The sequence below is a fragment of the Schleiferilactobacillus harbinensis DSM 16991 genome (genome assembly GCF_000425885.1).
Lineage (GTDB): Bacteria > Bacillota > Bacilli > Lactobacillales > Lactobacillaceae > Schleiferilactobacillus > Schleiferilactobacillus harbinensis.
Genome location: NZ_AUEH01000040.1, coordinates 1 through 14,845 on the forward strand (window position 1 = coordinate 1; position 14,845 = coordinate 14,845).

13 protein-coding genes, 5 tRNA genes and 2 rRNA genes are annotated in these 14,845 nt (G+C 53.3%); all 20 read left to right on the forward strand.

Annotated elements, in window-relative coordinates; translation table 11 throughout:
- Positions 1-92, forward strand: a 23S ribosomal RNA gene (locus H627_RS0111610); the annotation flags it as partial.
- Positions 93-192: 100 nt separating this feature from the next.
- Positions 193-309: ribosomal RNA gene (gene rrf / locus H627_RS0111615) — 5S ribosomal RNA — on the forward strand.
- A 9-nt stretch (positions 310-318) separates the two neighbouring features.
- Positions 319-391 (forward strand) — tRNA-Asn (locus H627_RS0111620).
- A gap of 33 nt (positions 392-424) precedes the next feature.
- Positions 425-496 (forward strand) — tRNA-Glu (locus tag H627_RS0111625).
- A gap of 27 nt (positions 497-523) precedes the next feature.
- Positions 524-596 (forward strand) — tRNA-Thr (locus H627_RS0111630).
- Between the two features lie 173 nt (positions 597-769).
- Positions 770-3,616, forward strand: coding sequence for a cation-translocating P-type ATPase (locus tag H627_RS18115; RefSeq protein ID WP_373880567.1), 2,847 nt, complete (start codon positions 770-772; stop codon positions 3,614-3,616).
- Positions 3,613-4,260 (forward strand): potassium channel family protein, encoded by a 648-nt coding sequence (locus tag H627_RS0111640; protein ID WP_027829094.1) that lies wholly within the window; start codon positions 3,613-3,615, stop codon positions 4,258-4,260. The genes H627_RS18115 and H627_RS0111640 overlap by 4 nt, the downstream gene beginning before the upstream one ends.
- Before the next feature lie 15 nt (positions 4,261-4,275).
- The gene (locus H627_RS0111645; RefSeq protein ID WP_027829095.1) at positions 4,276-4,935 is read left to right on the forward strand and encodes a potassium channel family protein; all 660 of its coding nucleotides are present in this window, start codon (positions 4,276-4,278) and stop codon (positions 4,933-4,935) included.
- A gap of 21 nt (positions 4,936-4,956) precedes the next feature.
- Positions 4,957-5,790, forward strand: a complete 834-nt coding sequence (locus tag H627_RS0111650) for a metallophosphoesterase (protein WP_035440849.1) — start codon at positions 4,957-4,959, stop codon at positions 5,788-5,790.
- A 77-nt stretch (positions 5,791-5,867) separates the two neighbouring features.
- Positions 5,868-5,948 (forward strand) — tRNA-Tyr (locus H627_RS0111655).
- Between the two features lie 6 nt (positions 5,949-5,954).
- Positions 5,955-6,026: transfer RNA gene (locus tag H627_RS0111660), tRNA-Gln, on the forward strand.
- A gap of 204 nt (positions 6,027-6,230) precedes the next feature.
- On the forward strand, positions 6,231-6,692 hold the full coding sequence (locus H627_RS0111665; protein WP_027829097.1) for a DUF2798 domain-containing protein: 462 nt from the start codon (positions 6,231-6,233) through the stop codon (positions 6,690-6,692).
- A gap of 94 nt (positions 6,693-6,786) precedes the next feature.
- A complete protein-coding gene (locus tag H627_RS20700) occupies positions 6,787-8,748 on the forward strand; it encodes a S9 family peptidase (RefSeq protein ID WP_035440851.1) in 1,962 nt (653 codons plus the stop codon).
- A 19-nt stretch (positions 8,749-8,767) separates the two neighbouring features.
- Positions 8,768-9,568 carry a pyrroline-5-carboxylate reductase gene (proC, locus tag H627_RS0111675; RefSeq protein WP_051225391.1) on the forward strand — a complete coding sequence of 267 codons (801 nt, stop codon included), beginning with the start codon at positions 8,768-8,770 and terminating at the stop codon, positions 9,566-9,568.
- Positions 9,569-9,657: 89 nt separating this feature from the next.
- The gene (nagA, locus tag H627_RS0111680; protein WP_027829100.1) at positions 9,658-10,806 is read left to right on the forward strand and encodes an N-acetylglucosamine-6-phosphate deacetylase; all 1,149 of its coding nucleotides are present in this window, start codon (positions 9,658-9,660) and stop codon (positions 10,804-10,806) included.
- A gap of 17 nt (positions 10,807-10,823) precedes the next feature.
- On the forward strand, positions 10,824-11,528 hold the full coding sequence (locus H627_RS0111685; protein ID WP_027829101.1) for a GntR family transcriptional regulator: 705 nt from the start codon (positions 10,824-10,826) through the stop codon (positions 11,526-11,528).
- A gap of 125 nt (positions 11,529-11,653) precedes the next feature.
- Positions 11,654-11,872, forward strand: coding sequence for a hypothetical protein (locus H627_RS0111690; RefSeq protein ID WP_027829102.1), 219 nt, complete (start codon positions 11,654-11,656; stop codon positions 11,870-11,872).
- Between the two features lie 92 nt (positions 11,873-11,964).
- Positions 11,965-12,390: a glycerol-3-phosphate cytidylyltransferase gene (gene tagD / locus H627_RS18120; RefSeq protein WP_051225392.1), complete on the forward strand. Its 426-nt coding sequence runs from the start codon at positions 11,965-11,967 to the stop codon at positions 12,388-12,390.
- A 14-nt stretch (positions 12,391-12,404) separates the two neighbouring features.
- Positions 12,405-13,880 carry a nicotinate phosphoribosyltransferase gene (locus tag H627_RS0111700; RefSeq protein WP_027829103.1) on the forward strand — a complete coding sequence of 492 codons (1,476 nt, stop codon included), beginning with the start codon at positions 12,405-12,407 and terminating at the stop codon, positions 13,878-13,880.
- A 6-nt stretch (positions 13,881-13,886) separates the two neighbouring features.
- On the forward strand, positions 13,887-14,711 hold the full coding sequence (gene nadE, locus H627_RS0111705) for an NAD(+) synthase (RefSeq protein WP_027829104.1): 825 nt from the start codon (positions 13,887-13,889) through the stop codon (positions 14,709-14,711).
- The last annotated feature ends 134 nt before the right edge of the window (positions 14,712-14,845 follow it).

Consider the following 14,845-nt stretch of genomic DNA (forward strand, 5'->3'; position numbering starts at 1 on the left):
ACCCCTGAGAGATGATCAGGTAGATAGGCTGGGAGTAGCAGCCCCGTGAGGGGTGGAGCGGACCAGTACTAATCGGTCGAGGACTTAACCAAGAGCGTACCGGAAGGTACGCACCTCAAAGAGTCACATTGGTGATTCGAAGAAAGAACTTCATGATGTCCAGTTTTGAGAGAACAAACTCTCAAATTTAAGTACAGTGGCGATAGCGAGAAGGAACTACCTGTTCCCATGCCGAACACAGAAGTCAAGCTTCTCAGCGCCGATAGTAGTTGGTGGGAAACTGCCTGCGAGGGTAGGACACTGCTGTTCTTATTTTTTTCCGGTTTAGCTCAGTTGGTAGAGCGCTTGACTGTTAATCAAGATGTCGTCAGTTCGAGTCTGACAACCGGAGTTTTCGGGGCTAAGCCCACAAAACTTCATTGTCGGCCCGTTGGTCAAGTGGTTAAGACACCGCCCTTTCACGGCGGTAACATGGGTTCAAATCCCGTACGGGTCATTGTCCGCAGTGTGTGTTGGACAGTTTGCCGACTTAGCTCAGCTGGTAGAGCATCGGTATCGTAAACCGAGGGTCAGGTGTTCGAATCACCTAGTCGGCACTCGTCAGCGTCTCATCAGAAGTCTTTCTTCTGATGAGACGCTTTTTTTGTTGAGTCAGACCATTCCAATTTTTGTCAGTGATGGCCGTCATTGTGAGATTTTCAGGGGTCCTCACGGGCAGACCGATGTGCTACACTGACGATGTAGTATATTTTTGAAAGGTGGATGTCTCGTGCCTGAACAATCGAGTGCGCCGAGTGATCCGAAAGCTAAAAGTGACGATTTAGCTTTCCTGACTCCTGGCGAAGTCTTTGATCGCGTAGACTCCAAACCACAAGGCTTAACTTCAGCAGAAGCAGCCAAGCGGCAGGAGAAATACGGAAAGAATCAAATTGAAACAAAGGAAGGCGAGCCGATCTGGCTGAAGTTCATCAAGAACTTTGTCAGTACCATGGCGATTTTGCTGTGGTTCGGCGGCGCCGTGGCGTTCTTCTCAGGTACGCCGCAGTTGGGGATTGCCATCTGGCTCGTCAACGTGATTAACGGCCTATTCAGCTTCTTTCAGGAGAGTAAGGCCAGCAAAGCGACCGATGCCTTAAAGAAGATGCTGCCGACGTATTCCCGGGTCATCCGGGATGGGACGGAACAGCAGATCAACGCTGTGGACCTGGTCCCTGGTGATATCATGCTCGTCGAAGAAGGGGATAAGATCTCGGCGGATGCGCGCCTGCTGGAAATGACCGATTTACAGATTAATCAGTCGGCACTAACCGGTGAATCCAATCCGGTGCGGAAGAGTCCTGATCAAATCGTTGATCATGATTTGTCCCGTTTTGAGTTGAAAAACATGATTTTTGCCGGCACCACGGTATCCAGTGGTAATGGTAAAGCAGTAGTTTCAGCCATTGCCATGCAGACTGAGTTCGGTAAAATCGCCGACTTGACCCAAGGGATGAAGGAAGAGAAGAGTACGCTGGAGAAAGAGCTGGATAAGCTCACCAAGCAGATTTCTTTTATTGCGATTGGGATTGGACTGGCGTTCTTCGCAGGCGCGCTGTTTTTTGTGCAGCAGCCCTTTGCGCAAGCCTTTATTTTCTCTCTGGGTATGATCGTCGCCTTCATCCCTGAAGGCCTGCTGCCGACTGTGACGCTGTCTTTGGCAATGGCGGTCCAACGAATGGCCAAGGAACATGCGCTGATGAAGTCGCTGAACTCAGTGGAAACACTGGGTTCGACCTCCGTCATTTGTTCGGATAAAACCGGGACGCTGACTCAGAACGAGATGACCGTCAACCACGTGTGGCTGCCGGGCGGAGAGTATCTGGTCAATGGTCAGGGCTATTCACCCGATGGGGACGTCACCCTCAACGGGAAAACCGTGACTTTCCGGGATTCTAGTGATTTGGAATTAACCTTGTCCGGGGCAACACTATGCTCTAACGCACGAATTTTGCCGCCGGATGATGAACATCCGCGATATACCGTCTTAGGTGATCCCACCGAAGCCTGTTTAGGGGTGGCGGCGGAAAAAGCCAAGATTGATATCAAGCAATTATTACAAGATAATCCCCGTTTACGGGAGCTGCCTTTTGATTCCAACCGGAAGCGGATGACAACGGTCAATAGCCTGCAGCGACCAATTGACGGAAACAAACGGATCGCCTTTGTTAAGGGCGCGCCCAAGGAAACGTCCGAGTTATGTACGACGACTCGCGAAAATGGCAAGATTCGGCCGTTGACGGACGATGATCGGCAGAAGATCATGGCGGCTAATGACCAGTATGCCCGCAATGGTTTACGGGTACTGGCGGTGGCTTATCGGCCGCTGGATCATGATGACAGTATTCCTAAGTCCATGACGAAGTACACCCCGGAGATCATTGAAAAAGACATGGTCTTCCTAGGGTTGGTTGTTATGGCTGACCCGCCGCGGGTGGAAGTCGCGGCCGCTGTGGAAAAATGTTACGAAGCCAATATCCGGATCATCATGATCACGGGGGATTATGGCCTGACCGCTGAGAGTATTGCAAAGCGGATCGGCATTGTCCGCGATGACCATCCCCGGGTCGTTACCGGGTTTGAATTGGGCAAGATGTCCGACGATGACCTGAAGACTGCTTTAAAGGATGAAATTATCTTCGCCCGGGTAGCTCCAGAACAGAAGTACCGGGTCGTTACCAATTTACAAGAGATGGGTAAAGTCGTAGCCGTGACCGGCGATGGCGTTAATGATGCGCCGGCATTGAAGAAAGCCGACATCGGGGTCGCTATGGGGATCACGGGGACTGACGTGGCTAAGGAAGCCGCCGATATGATTTTGACCGACGATAACTTTGCCTCCATTGTTCACGCCGTTGAAGAAGGCCGGGCGGTCTTTGACAACATTCGGAAGTTCTTGACGTATATTTTCAACTCCAACATGTCAGAAGCCGTACCATCGGCTTTCTTCCTGTTCTCCAGAGGGTTGATTGCGCTGCCGTTGACTGTCATGCAGATCCTGTTCATCGATTTAGGGACAGATATGCTGCCGGCCTTGGGTTTAGGGACTGAATTGCCTGAGCCGGGGATCATGCAGCGGCCGCCGCGAAAACACGGCGAGAGTTTGCTGACTAGAGGGATCGTCGTTAAGGCTTTCTTCTGGTATGGCGCGCTGGAAGCTATTTTAGCGATGATCGCGTATTTCTATGCCAACTGGAACCATACGGGCTTCATGGGCCCACTGGCCAGTTCTGGTATGATCTACAAGCAGGCAACCACCATGACGCTGGGTGCGATCATCTTCAGTCAGATTGGGAATGCCTTGAACGGCCGGACCAATCGGGAATCAGTCTTTAAGGTCGGGTTATTCAAGAATAAGCTGGTCAACATCGGGATCATTTTCGAAATCTGCTTGTTCGCCGTTCTTTCTTATATGCCGTTCCTGCAAGGGCTGTTCCATACCGCGCCGCTGGCGCCGACGGACTGGATTTTCCTGATCTGCTGCCCATTCATCATTGTTGGGATCGAAGAGGCACGGAAGGCTTGGTTACGGCACCGGGATAATCGTTCTAAAGGCACCTTAGAGGGGGAGAAAGCATGAAAATCATTATTGTAGGATGCGGCCGCCTGGGTTCAGGGTTGGCCACAACGTTGGCTGATGATGGCAACACCATCACGGTCATCTGTGACGACGAGAAGAAATTCAAGCGGCTGCCGCCGGACTTCAAGGGCACAAAGATCCTGGGTGTTGAGTTCGACAAGGGTAATTTGGAAAAAGCCGGTATCGAGCGGGCGGATAGTTTGATTTCCTGTACCGAGAGTGACGATATTAACGCCTTGGTAGCCCGGATCGCGCGGAATTATTACCGGGTGCCGCGGGTGATTGCTCGGTTGTACGATCAGCGGAAAGTGGATCTGTACAATGCCTTGGGCATTCAGATCATCGCGACCACGCGCTGGGGCATTGCCCGGGCCAAGGAGCTGCTGACGTTCTCTTATCTGGAAAATGTCATGAGCATCGGGAACACGCCGGTGGAAATTGTGCGGATCACGGTGTCTGGCATGATGGCCGGCAATTCGATCCGGGATCTGTTCCCGGTCACCGATGTCCAGCCGATTGCGATCTCCCGGGGCAACCAGTCGTTCATTCCCACGCGCACCACGACTCTGGAGGCCGGCGACATTCTCTATTTGTCGGCCCTGGATGATACGCTGCAGCAAGTGAAACGGACACTGGACCTGTAAGGAGGGAGCGAGACTATGCGTACAATTATTGTTGGCGGCGGCCAAGTCGGTTCTTACGTCGCCCGGATCTTGATCGATGCCGGCCGGGACGTCCGAGTCGTGGAGTATCGGGAAAAGCCTTTGGCGGGATTGAAGAATGAATTGCCGCCGGAAGTCATCGTTAATGGCGACGGCGCGGATCCCAAGGTATTGGAGCAAGCTGGGATCAACGATGCCGACGTCGTGGCCGCGGTTACTGGGGCGGACGAGATCAATCTGGTGACGGCGACGATCGCCAAGTTCGAGTTTGGCGTTGACAAAGTCATCGCCCGGATCAACAACCCGAAGAATACCTGGCTCTTCACCGAAGAAATGGGAGTCGATGTCCGGGTTTCCCAGGCTTACTTGATTGCCAATGTCATCACGGATCAAATCGACTTCCGCAACTTGACGACGTTAATGCGGCTGAATCGCGGCAACAATGCCATTGTCCAAGTCACGGTGGGCGATGGTGCCCAAGCAGATGGCAAGCCTTTGCGGGAAATCAAGTTCCCAGAAGGCACAGTCGTCATCAATGTCCGCCGCGGCGAGGCCAATCTGGTCGCTGGGGCTGATACGGTGATTACCAAGGGTGATTCAGTTCTGGTGTATACCAGGACCGTGAATGAAGAAGAAATCAACACCATCTTCCGGTAAACAAGAAAGCGGGTGGTCCTCATGCGGGTCGCATTCAGTACGGATCTGCATTTTGACGTGAACCATCTCACGGCGAGCGACTACTTTCAAGCCCAGAAGGATTATCTCGAACAGCAGAATATCAGCATTTATGTGCTGGGCGGGGATACGTTCAACGATTTTCAGGCAACGGTCCGTTACGTGGATGCCCTGCAGGCGTTTTTAGGGAACACGGTTCAATTGTATTTTCTCGCCGGCAACCACGATATGGTGAAGGGTGTGACGTATGCTGAATTGGAGTCTTTTGACCATCCGGCGTATCTGCACCACCGGGTGATGTCCCTTCCCGGTACGGACTATGCTCTGGTGGGAAATAACGGGTGGTACGACTACACGCTGGCGCCCGCTGGGCAGGGTAAGACTGCCGAGGATTATTTTCGCTGGAAGAAAGCCTTCTGGATCGATTCCGCAATTGACTCGCCTCTGAGTGACACGGAGCGGATGGACTTGGTGTTAAAGCAGGTGCAAGCAGATTTGGCGACTGTCGCTGCGCAGCGGCAGCGCGCCTTGTTTGTTACCCATTTTGTCCCGCGCCAGGACTTTCTGATCTATGCGGGTGACCGACCCTATTGGAACATGGCGACTGCGCTGATGGGCAGCAGCCGGCTAGGCGGCTTGCTCGCAGCATCGCCGGTGGTGGATACGGTGGTTTTTGGCCATCTGCATCACCGGGACGCACCGCTGCTGGCCGCTGGGCAAGTGTATCTGCATACGCCTTTGGGGTACGGTTTGAAGCGGGCCTGGGAGTGGCAAAGTACTGATTTTATGACGGAATGGCGCAACACACTGATGATTCGGGAAATTCCGGAGAAATAGCGTTGTTCCCCTTGCATCGAGTTTCATTTTTCGGTATTATATTTATCGTTGATTGTGCGTGAGCGCGTCAGCGATATGGAGGAGTAGCGAAGAGGCTAAACGCGGCGGACTGTAAATCCGCTCCTTCGGGTTCAAAGGTTCGAATCCTTTCTCCTCCATTTCATTGGGATATAGCCAAGCGGTAAGGCAACGGGTTTTGATCCCGTCATGCGCTGGTTCGAATCCAGCTATCCCAATAGAAAGCAGAGAGCGCAGGCTAGCGGTTAATACCCCTGGGCTAATCAATACCAGCTGATAAATCCTGTAATTAGGATTTATCAGCTGGTATTTTTAGATCACGGGGGCTTGCCAGCTGGAGCTCGTTTAATAGCGAGCGACTTTCGTTGACTCCTTACCAGTTGGCGGTATACTGACCACAAATACAGAGAGAAGGCAGCACAATGCCAACGAAACAACGATTTGTGGTCACCGCCCTGATCTGTTTTGGTATGGCCACCATCATGAGTTTGATCGGTAACCTGCTGGCGACTGGCTGGCGAGCGGTCACTTTCCAGAATTGGCTGATTTGGTGGCTGCCGACGGTCTTGGCGGCTTTTCTCTATAATTGGTTCGTGGCCTATCGCATCACTGAATACTTTATTCGCTGGGCCACGCGCCGCTTGACCGATCCGGCAGCGATCGCCGCGCGCACGCTGGGGGTCCGGGGACGGGTGATGCTGGTGGTTATGTGTCTGAGCATGTCAACTTACGGCCTTCTCATTGGCGGGGCATTTCTGCATATTGATTGGGAAATTCTCTTGTGGGTCTGGGTGCGCAGTCTGATCATTGCATTCATCATTCGTGGTCTGATTGTAAAACCAGCAGCCTTTTTCCTCACCCGCAAGATTCTCTCGACTGTTTGATCGGAACGCTCGCCTTCACTGGCGGGCGTTTTTTCGGTCAACCTGGACCAATAATGATAGAATGGAAACATATCAGAGAAATGGAGTGGTGCATGTGGCTGAACCTGTTCAAACAAAAGACTTATTTGCCATCAAGACCCTATCCCAACCGAGTATGGCGGGCGAGACGGTTTTCTTCCTGGAAAATCGGGTGGATGAAGAGACCAATACGTATATTGCCGAATTGAAGGGGCTGGATCTGCGGACCCGGCGGCAGGTGCGGTATGGGTTGCCGAATCAAAGTATCTGCCAGTATGCCCTGGCGCCGGATGGCAGTGCGTTGTTGTACTTAGCGCAGGATGCTAAGAAGCACGTTCAGATCTATATTCAGCCGCTTACCGGTGGGTCGCCGTATGCTTTGACGGCGTTGCCCGACGGTGTAGATAGTGCCCAGTGGCGTGCAGATAGTGCAGGCGTGTATTTCACGAACACGAGTTATCCGCAAAAGAAGGCGACCAAGCTGCCCCAGCCGAAGGTAATTACCCGGTTGCCGTTCCAAATGAATGGTGAGGGCGTGCTGCGGGAAGACGGCACCCATCATTTGCAATATTTGGCGATTACCGGCAAGATGCCTAAAGAATTGCTAAGCCGGCCGGATGATTTCGGTTTGGATGCCGTGGATCCGTCGGGCCGTTTCCTGGCCTTGAGCGCTAGCCCAGATCCATTCAACCCGAAGGATTTCCGCACGGGAACCTATTTATTCGAAATTGCGACCCGGAATTTGACCTGGATCACTGAATCTCAGGAACATGGTGAATTTATCGGTGCCGCGTTCAGTGAAGATGGCACCGGCTTGCTGCTATGGGGTACGGACAACCATGCACCAAATGTGGCGGAACACCATATTTGGTACTACGACATTGAGGAGCAAAAGCTCACTGATACCGCAGTGAACCATCACTTGGAAGAGGGGCCGGGCGAAATTGTGGCGGATACCCAGCAAAAATTATCCGAGCGCATGGCCCAATATATCACCGCTGATTACTTCTTAACGCCGGGCTTCAGCCATGGGCGGATCGCATTGTATGAAGCGTCCACGGATGGTGAACTGCGGGAAGCTGTTGGCGGTGACCGGCATGTGACGGATTACTTTGTCGGGCCGGACCAGCATACGGTCGTTTTTACTTATTCAGATATTGAAACGCCCAGTGTTTTGGCGGTTTATGACTTGATCAGCGAGGACGAAAAAGATCTGTACAACCCGAATACCAGTTGGGAAAATCACCATACGATCAGCGGCGCGGAGGCTTTTACCTTTAAGTCTGACGATGATCTGACTGTTGAAGGCTGGTACATGAAGCCGGTAGGGCAGGCGGCCGAAAAGAAGCATCCGGCGATCCTTTACATTCATGGCGGCCCTTTAGCGGCCTTTGGCTACACCTTCTTCCATGAGATGCAGGTCTTGACCAGTGCCGGCTATGGTGTCATTTTAATCAATCCCCGGGGCAGTCTCAGCTATGGCGAAGACTTCGCAGCCGGTGTTATCGGCGCTTATGGCCAGGGCGATTACGCTGACTTGATGAATGGTTTGGATGATGTCTTGAAACGGGACAAACAGATCGATCCCAAGAAGCTGTATGTTTGCGGCGGCAGTTACGGCGGGTTCATGACTAACTGGGTCGAGACCCATACTGACCGCTTCGCTGCGGCGGTGACGATGCGTTCCATCGCCAACTGGGTGAGCATGTACGGCAACAGCGATATTGGCTACTTCTTCAACGCTTGGGAATTGCAGGGCGAATGGAATGCGCCGATTGACCCGAAGAAGTACTGGGCTTTCTCCCCGTTGGCTTATGTCGACAAGGCGAAGACACCGATCCTGATCCTGCACAGTGAAGAAGATCATCGCTGCCCAATCGGTCAGGGTGAAGAATTTTACACTAGCCTCAAACTGCACGATGTGGAGACGGAATTCGTGCGCTATCCGGGATCGAATCACGAACTCTCCCGGTCCGGCTTCCCCAATCTGCGGATCGACCGGATGACACGAATCATGGATTGGTTTGGCAAGCATTAATTAGAAAGTGGGAAACTCAGTGGTAAAAATTGGTTTCATCGGCAGTGGCCATATGGCAACTGCTGAAATTGCCGGGACATTGCACGCAGGCGCTGCGGCAAGCGACCTGTATGTCACTAGTCACAACGCCGCCCATTATGAGCAGGTCGCTCAGCAGTACGGCATTCAGGGTGTCGCCACCAACGACGCGGTGGTGCAGGCAGCGGATATCGTCGTGCTGGCCACGCCGCCAGCCACGGCGAAACCCATCCTCAACAGTTTAGCCGGGTATTGGCGGGCCGGCCAGATTCTGGTCTCTGTCGTGGGCAGTGCCACAGTTGCCGAGTTGGTGGACGCCGCCCAGACGCCGACGCTGCCCATTGTTCGGCTGCTGCCCAACGTGAACGTGGCTACCGGCAGCGGGATGACTGCCTACGCGGTGAGCGACTCGGTGGGCCAAGCCGATCTGACAGCGGTCTTAGCTTGGCAAAAGGGACTCGGTGAGATGATGCGGCTGGCCGAAAATCTGTTTGGCGCGTTCGTCGGCCTAGCGGGGTCATCACCGGCCTTCATCTTTGTGGCCATTGACATGATGGCCCGGCTGGGAGTGCAGTATGGCATCCCCATGACCGACGCACGCAAGATTGCCGCCCAGGCCTTTAAGGGCAGCGCGGATCAGGTCCTGACAACAGGGGCTAACCCCTGGGATCTGGCGGACAGTGTTTCTTCTCCCGGCGGCAGCACCGTCCGCGGCATGGTGGCCTTACAGTCCAGCGGCTTTTTCGCCGGCCTCACCGATGCCGTGACCGCCACGATCGAGAAAGACAGCAAGAAAGACTAGTGTGTTTGCTTGTCTTTTTGGTCTATACCAGTTAAGATGAGAAAGAACGACAAACCACCATTATTAATCCATAAAAGGGGGAATTCTTGATGTCTGCAAAAGTTTTGAAACATGCTGTGATCTACACGGGCGACGAGGTCATTCCAGACGGCTACGTTCGTTTCGACGACCATATTTTGGCGGTCGGCCCCGTTGACGAATACCATGCCCAAGCGGGCGACGAGTTGGCAGATGTTTCCGGCCAGACCTTGGTGCCCGGCTTCATCGACGTCCACAGCCACGGCGGCTATGGCTTCGATGCCATGGATGGTGACCCGGACCAAATCAGCACGATGGCGACTAAGATGATGCGGAATGAAGGCGTCACCACCCTGTTTGCCACAACGATGACCCAATCCACAGCTAACATTGACCATGCCATGGAAGGCGTGGCCCAGGCGGCTGAGAAGAATCCGATCATTCAAGGTGTCCACTTGGAAGGCCCATTCATTTCACCCACCTTCAAGGGCGCCCAGCCGGAGCAGTACATCAAAGATCCGGATGTTAAGCTGCTCGCCCAATGGAATGAATTATCCGGCAATCGCGTTAAGCTGATTACTTACGCACCGGAAGATCCGGGGTCCCAGGCATTTGAAGATTATTGCCTGAGCCATGGTATCGTCCCCTCCGTCGGCCATAGTAATGCGACCCGGGAACAGATGCTGCACAGCAAGGCGACCCATGTGACCCATTTGTATAATGCCCAGCGGGAATTCAAGCACCGCGAACCCGGGGTTACCGGCCATGCCATGCTGGAAGACAACATGTACGCGGAATTGATCTGCGATGGTTTCCACATCGTCCCGGACATGATTCGGCTGGCAGTGGAACAAAAGGGCGTCCACCGCATCGAATTGGTAACTGATTCTATGCGGGCTAAAGGGATGCCTGAGGGCGAAAGCGAACTGGGCGGTCAAAAAGTCTTTGTTAAAGACAAACAAGCGAGACTTTGCGACCGCACTTTGGCCGGGAGCGTGTTACAATTTAAAGATGCATTTGTCAATATCATGAAGTTCACGGGCGTCTCCCTGGCCGATGCGGTCCAGATGGCGAGTGTCAATCAGGCAACTGAATTTGGCCTCGACAGCAAAGGAACGATCACCCCGGGCAAGGATGCCGATATGAACTTATTTGACCGGACATTAACATTACAAAAAACATTTAGCTACGGCCGTGAATTCGCGCCGGAGAATAGTTAAGTAGGGGAGATCAACATATGGAATCACCGGTTTATATTCAGATCCACAATCAACTGAAACGGGACGTCGAAGCAGGCAAGTGGAAGGTCGGCGACCGGATCCCCGCTGAACGGGAATTGGCGTTGCAGTTTGACGTCAGCCGGATGACGCTGCGTCAGGCCATCCAGACTTTGGTTGATGAAGGGATCCTTGAGCGGCGCGTGGGCTCTGGCACATACGTCGCCAACCAGAAAGTCCAGGAAGTGGCTTCTGGTGTGACCAGTTTCACCGATATCATGAAACGGCAAGGCAAGAAGCCGTCCAGCAAAACGATTTCTTACCACTTTGCGACCCCGTCCCTGAGTGAGATTGAGAAATTGCACTTGGCGGGCGATGCTCCGGAAGTGTTGCGGATGGAACGGATTCGGTATGCCGATGGTGTGCCGATCAGTTTCGAAGTCGCGTCGATCCCGGCTGACATTGTTCAAGGATTAACCAAAGCGGAGGTCACCGATTCGTTCTATCACGCCCTGGAGACCAAGGGCGGGTATGAATTGGGCGGCGCCCAGCAGACGGTTTCTGCTGAGACGGCGTCTGAGCGGATTTCCGAATACTTGGACATCAAGCGCGGTGAGGCCATCCTGAAGATGCGCCAGATCACCTTCCTGCAAGACGGCCGGCCGTTTGAATATGTCCGGACGCAGTATGCGGGTGAACGGTTCGAGTTCTATTTGGAACGATAAGCTTAAGATTGAAGGACTGGCTGTGGGCTGGTCCTTTTTAATTTGACGGCGGCCAGCGTTGTTTGCTACCATTAACAGTGTAGAAACCGATTGCATTGTGTCGAATCCTTTAGGAGGAGATTTTAATGACTGGACAAGATAAGGGTGACCCTGCCCCGCCGCCGACCCGCTATCAACGGTGGCTGACGGTGTGCATTATCGCCGGCGTCCTGATTGGTCTGTCCATGGGTATCGTCTTGCACGATGTGTTCATGGGCTTGCTGATTGGGGCTACGGTGGGCTGCGGCGGCGGCATGGCCGTTGCCGAGTGTGTCCGGGCCAAGCCCAAACGTAACCAGGCTTAATTAGAAACGCGCCGCAGATGGATGTCTGCGGCGCGTTTGTGTCTGCATGTGGTAGAATAATACCATTATTGGATTAAGAGAGGGCGAGCACTATGACGACCGTAATTACCTACGGCACGTTCGATCTGTTGCACTGGGGCCACATCCGGCTGTTGGAGCGGGCGGCGGCCTTCGGCGATCAACTGATTGTGGGATTATCCACCGATGAGTTCAACGCCGTGAAGCATAAGGAAGCCTACCACAGCTATGAGCACCGGAAGTACATTCTGGAGGCGATTCGTTACGTGGACAAAGTGATTCCCGAGACGGATTGGGATCAAAAGATTCGTGACGTCCAGAAATACCATGCTGACGTCTTCGTCATGGGCGATGACTGGGCGGGCAAGTTTGATTTTCTGAAACCATACTGCAAAGTGATCTACTTGCCGCGGACCAAGGGCATTTCCACCACAAAGATCAAGACCGATCTGAGTGAAGAAGAACAGGAAGCTATTGTAAAAAACGAGAATGAGGACTAATTAATTTGGATACCATGTATCATTACCCCGATGACAGTTTGGCTCTGCATACCGACCTATACGAGATCAACATGATGTTGACGTACTGGGAAAAGGGCATTGACCAGCGTCACGCCATCTTTGAGTTGTATTATCGCAAGAACCCGTTTGGCAGCGGCTATGCCGTGTTTGCCGGGTTGGAACGCAGTGTCAATTACTTGAACGCGCTGCATTTCAGCGACAGCGATATTGCCTATCTGCGGAAAGTCGAAGACTATCCGGAGGCATTTTTGACGTACTTGCAGCAGATGGATTTAAAACTGACGATTCGGGCGCCCCGGGAAGGGGAAGTTGTCTTTGCGGACGAACCGCTGTTCCAAGTCGAAGGTCCTTTGGCCCAATGTCAGTTGGTGGAAACAGCGCTGCTGAATATTGTCAATTACCAGACGCTGGTCGCTACGAAAGCCTCTCGGATCAGGTCGGCGGTGGGCGATGACCCGTTGCTGGAGTTCGGCTCCCGCCGGGCGCAGGAACTGGATGCGGCCATTTGGGGCGCCCGGGCGGCATATGTCGCCGGATTCGACGCCACCAGCAATGTCCGGGCGGGCAAGCTGTTTGATATTCCCATTAGCGGCACCCATGCCCATTCGTTGGTCCAGACGTACCGTAATGATTACCAAGCGTTCAAGGCGTATGCCGAGACCCACCGGGACTGCGTCTTCTTAGTGGATACCTACGATACGCTGCGCAGCGGTATTCCCAGTGCGATTCGGGTGGCCCAGGAAATGGGCGACAAGATCAATTTTCAAGGCGTACGGATCGATTCGGGGGACATGGCTTACATTTCTAAACGGGTGCGTCAGCAACTGGACGATGCCGGCTTTCCCAACGCCAAAATTTATGCCAGCAACGATTTAGATGAGTATACGATCCTTAACTTGAAAATGCAGGACGCCAAGATCGACGTCTGGGGTGTGGGCACCAAACTGATCACAGCGTATGATCAACCCGCGCTGGGCGCCGTGTACAAACTGGTGTCGATCCAGGATGCCGCTGGGGTGATGCAGGATACGATCAAGCTGTCCAGTAATGCTGAGAAAGTGTCCACGCCGGGCAAGAAGCAGGTCTGGCGGATCACCAATGATGATAAAGATGCGAAGTCGGAGGGGGATTATATTACCTTGTTTCAAGAGGATCCCCGTCAACTCGATCAACTCTACATGTTCCATCCGCAGTATACTTATATCAATAAGACGGTGAAAAATTTCACCGCTCGGCCGCTGCTCCACGAAATCTACCACGCCGGCAATCAAGTGTACCAGCTGCCGCCGCTGAACGAGGTGCGGTCCTATGCGACTAAGCAGTTGGCGGCGCTGTGGCCGGAATACCGGCGACATTTGAATCCCCAGCAGTATCCGGTGGATCTGTCGCAGTGGCTGTCGGATCACAAGATGAATTACATCCACGCCGTCCGTGACGCGGTGAAGAATATGGCTAACCAAGAGGAGTGATGTGTCATGCGTCCATTACAAAAAGAAATTATTGCTTATGAACATACCCTGCCGACAATTGATCCGGAAAAAGAAATTCGCCGGTCGGTGGACTTTCTGAAAACTTACTTAAAGCGCAACCCTGGCTTAAAGACGTATGTACTGGGCATTTCCGGCGGGCAAGATTCCACCTTGGCCGGGACGTTGACTGAGATGGCGGTGCGCGAGCTGCGGACGGAAACCAAGGACGACAGCTACCAGTTTATCGCGGTGCGGCTACCCTACGGCGAACAGGCCGATGAACAGGATGCCATGGCGGCGATCCAGTTTATGCAGGCTGATGAGACGGTACGGGTGAATATTAAGCCGGCGGTGGACGCGTTAACGGCCGCGGTCGCGCAAAACGATCTGACTATTTCGGACTTCAACAAGGGCAATATTAAAGCACGGGTGCGAATGATCGCCCAATACGCCATTGCCGGTGCGCGCCAAGGCATCGTCGTGGGTACGGACCATGCCGCGGAAAACATCACCGGCTTCTATACCAAATATGGTGATGGGGCGGCGGATGTGACCCCGCTGTTCCGGCTGGATAAGCGGCAAGGCAAGCAATTACTGGAAGCCTTGGGAGCACCTGCTCACCTGTATACAAAGGCCCCGACAGCCGATCTGGAAGACAACAAACCGGGGATCCCGGATGAGAAGGCTCTGGGCGTGCGGTATAGCGACATTGACGACTATTTGGAAGGCCGCGATGTGTCTGACAGAGCCGCTGAACGGATCGAGAATTGGTGGCGCAAGACGGAACACAAGCGCCGCCTCCCATACACTGTGTTTGATTTTACAAACTAATGGTTGCCACAGTGGGACGGTTTCGGTATACTGAATTTAGCAATAAGGGAGTAACAAACGGCCAAGCCGCCGTGACATGATCGTCAGCAAGATATTAATCCGGTCATGTCTGAAACTGTGAGACTTATGTGCGA

What these genes read in the sequence shown, in the direction of transcription:
- H627_RS0111650 (WP_035440849.1), top strand. Translation starts at nt 4,957, where the DNA reads ATGCGGGTCGCATTCAGTACGGATCTGCATTTTGACGTGAACCATCTC.
- H627_RS0111690 (WP_027829102.1), top strand. Translation starts at nt 11,654, where the DNA reads ATGACTGGACAAGATAAGGGTGACCCTGCCCCGCCGCCGACCCGCTAT.
- H627_RS0111700 (WP_027829103.1), top strand. Translation starts at nt 12,405, where the DNA reads ATGTATCATTACCCCGATGACAGTTTGGCTCTGCATACCGACCTATAC.
- H627_RS0111665 (WP_027829097.1), top strand. Translation starts at nt 6,231, where the DNA reads ATGCCAACGAAACAACGATTTGTGGTCACCGCCCTGATCTGTTTTGGT.
- H627_RS0111640 (WP_027829094.1), top strand. Translation starts at nt 3,613, where the DNA reads ATGAAAATCATTATTGTAGGATGCGGCCGCCTGGGTTCAGGGTTGGCC.
- H627_RS0111645 (WP_027829095.1), top strand. Translation starts at nt 4,276, where the DNA reads ATGCGTACAATTATTGTTGGCGGCGGCCAAGTCGGTTCTTACGTCGCC.
- nadE (WP_027829104.1), top strand. Translation starts at nt 13,887, where the DNA reads ATGCGTCCATTACAAAAAGAAATTATTGCTTATGAACATACCCTGCCG.
- nagA (WP_027829100.1), top strand. Translation starts at nt 9,658, where the DNA reads ATGTCTGCAAAAGTTTTGAAACATGCTGTGATCTACACGGGCGACGAG.
- H627_RS0111685 (WP_027829101.1), top strand. Translation starts at nt 10,824, where the DNA reads ATGGAATCACCGGTTTATATTCAGATCCACAATCAACTGAAACGGGAC.
- tagD (WP_051225392.1), top strand. Translation starts at nt 11,965, where the DNA reads ATGACGACCGTAATTACCTACGGCACGTTCGATCTGTTGCACTGGGGC.